The sequence below is a fragment of the Burkholderia sp. Se-20378 genome (assembly GCF_017104665.1).
GTDB lineage: Bacteria > Pseudomonadota > Gammaproteobacteria > Burkholderiales > Burkholderiaceae > Burkholderia > Burkholderia lata.
Window position 1 is genome coordinate 1 of record NZ_JAAGPG010000841.1, and the last position, 2,533, is coordinate 2,533.

Below are 2,533 nucleotides of genomic sequence, written 5' to 3' on the forward strand. Positions count from 1 at the left end.
CAAGCTCCCGATGCCCGCGCATCCGCGCGCGGTCGCCGCGGTCAGCGCGCGTTCGAGCCGGTCGGCCCGTGCGGCAAAGACGGCTTCGACGCCGTCGCCGCGCGCGATGCGCGCCTCGAATGCCATCCCCGTCACGGCGATGACGGGCAACGTGCCGGTGGATTGCGGCGCCACGCGTTACAGCCCGACCGTCACGCGCGTCGTGTTGTCGCGCTTCAGGTTGCGGTAGCGGGCAAGCGCCCACAGCGGGAAGAACTTGCGATAGCCGTGGTAGCGCAGGTAGAACACGCGCGGGAAGCCCGTCGCCGTGAAGCGCGCCTCGTCCCACAGGCCTTCTTCGTTCTGCTCGGCCATCAGGTAGTCGATGCCGCGCGCCACCGCCGGGTTGTTCACCTCGCCGGCAGCCATCAGGCCGAGCAGCGCCCACGCGGTTTGCGACGCGGTGCTCGGCGCCTGCTCGAAGCCGCGATAGTTGAGCTTGTAGCTGTCGCCGTCTTCGCCCCAGCCGCCGTCCTTGTTCTGGATCGACAGCAGCCACTGCGCGCCGCGCTTCATGCGCGGATCGTCGTGCGTCAGGCCGGCCGCGTTCAGCGAGCACAGTGCCGTCCACGTGCCGTACACGTAGTTCATCCCCCAGCGGCCATACCAGCTGCCGTCCGGTTCCTGTTCCTTGAGCATGTAGTCGAGTGCGCGACGGGCCGGCTCGCTGTTCAGCGGCGTCTCGCCGAGCTGCGACAGCATCGACAGGCAGCGGCCCGACACGTCGGCCGTCGGCGGATCGAGCAATGCGCCGTGATCCGAGAACGGGATGTTGTTCAGGTAGTACTGCGTGTTTTCCGGTTCGAACGCACCCCAGCCGCCGTCGCTGCTCTGCATCCCGACGACCCACTCGCGCGCACGCGCGATCGAATCGCGATACGCATCGTTCTGCTTGAGTTGCTGCGCGCGCTCCATCGCCACCGCGACCACCGCCGTATCGTCGACGTCAGGGTAGTGCGCGTTCGCGTACTGGAACGCCCAGCCGCCGGGCCGCACGTGCGGGCGGCGCGAGATCCAGTCGCCGCGCACGTCGAGGATCTGCAGCGGGCGCAGCCATTCGAGGCCGCGGATCGCGGCATCCTCGGCACGCGCGTCGCGCGTCTCGAGCAGCGCATTCGCGGCGAGCGACGTGTCCCACACCGGCGACAGGCAGGGCTGGCAATACGCTTCGTCCTCCTGCACGACGAGCAGCTTCTCGATCGACTTGCGCGCGATTGCGCGATTCGGATGATCTTCCGCGTACCCAAGCACGTCGTACATCATCACCGAGTTGGCCATCGCCGGATAGATCGCGCCGAGGCCGTCCTCGCCGTTCAGGCGCTCGTCGACGAACGACACGGCCTGGCGGATCGCGCGTTCGCGCGTGTAGTTCGGGAACAGGCCGTCGACCGCGCGCAGCGCATGGTCGACCACACGGAAGAACGCGAACCAGCCGGCGCTCTGGTGGCCCTGGCGCGGCAGCAGCCCGGCGTTGACGGGCGGATCGATGAACAGCTCGTCGATGCGCACGCCACGCGGGTTCTTCGCGAGCGGGCGCTTCGCGTTCAGCACGAGCAGCGGCACGATCACGGTACGCGCCCAGTACGACACCTTCGACAGGTGGAACGGGAACCACTGCGGCAGCAGCATGATTTCGACCGGCATCATCGGCACCGCGCGCCACGGAATCGCACCGTACAGCGCGAGCTGGATGCGCGTGAACACGTTCGACATCTCGGCGCCGCCCATCGCGTGGATGGCGCGGCGCGCACGCTGCATGTGCTCGGCGTTCTCGTCGTCGCCGATCACCTTCAGCGCGAAATACGCCTTCACGCTCGCGCTGATGTTCGGCGCGCCGTCGGTGAACAGCGGCCAGCCGCCGTCGGCCTGCTGGATGCGGCGCAGATACTTGCCGATCTTCTGTTCGAGCTCGAGGTTCGGCGTCTCGCCGAGATAGTGGACGAGCAGCACGTATTCGGCGGGAATCGTCGAATCGGCTTCGAGTTCGTAGACCCAGTGGCCATCCGCGTTCTGCGCGGCCAGCAGCGCCTCGGTCGCACGCGCGACGGCCGTATCGACGCCGGCCGGCACGGCGCCGGCGGACAGGGTAGCCATTTCGGTGAGATCGTTCATCGGTCCCTCGCTTATTGTGTCTGGAGCACGTCCGCGGCCAGTTGGCCGGAGCGGATCGCGCCCTCGATCGTGGCGGGCAAGCCGGTGGCAATCCAGTCACCCGCCAGCACAAGATTGGTCCAGCGCGTACGCACGGCCGGACGTTTCATTTCCTGCGACGGCACCGCCGCAAAGCCCGCGCGCGGCTCGACGACGAGCTGCCACGCGGGGATGGTTTCCGGGTTCGCGCCGGACACGCGCGCGACGTCTTCCCAGATGCGCCGCGCGAGCGCACAGCGCGGCGTGTCGAGCCAGCGGCCAGAACGGAAGAGCGCCGTGGCGGGAACGAGGGTGCGCAAGCGGTAAGGTTTAGGGAGTTGCCCGAATGTGTCACAAAACAACA

General features: G+C 68.0%; 2 protein-coding genes. Both read right to left on the bottom strand.

Features of this window, described 5'->3' with window-relative positions; genetic code table 11:
* Nucleotides 1–177 precede the first annotated feature (177 nt).
* Nucleotides 178–2,151, bottom strand: a complete 1,974-nt coding sequence (gene shc, locus G3N93_RS38125) for a squalene--hopene cyclase (RefSeq protein ID WP_206135342.1) — start codon at nucleotides 2,149–2,151, stop codon at nucleotides 178–180.
* Between the two features lie 11 nt (nucleotides 2,152–2,162).
* The coding region (locus G3N93_RS38130; protein ID WP_241026878.1) for an FAD-dependent oxidoreductase at nucleotides 2,163–2,533 on the bottom strand (371 nt) is incomplete at its 5' end.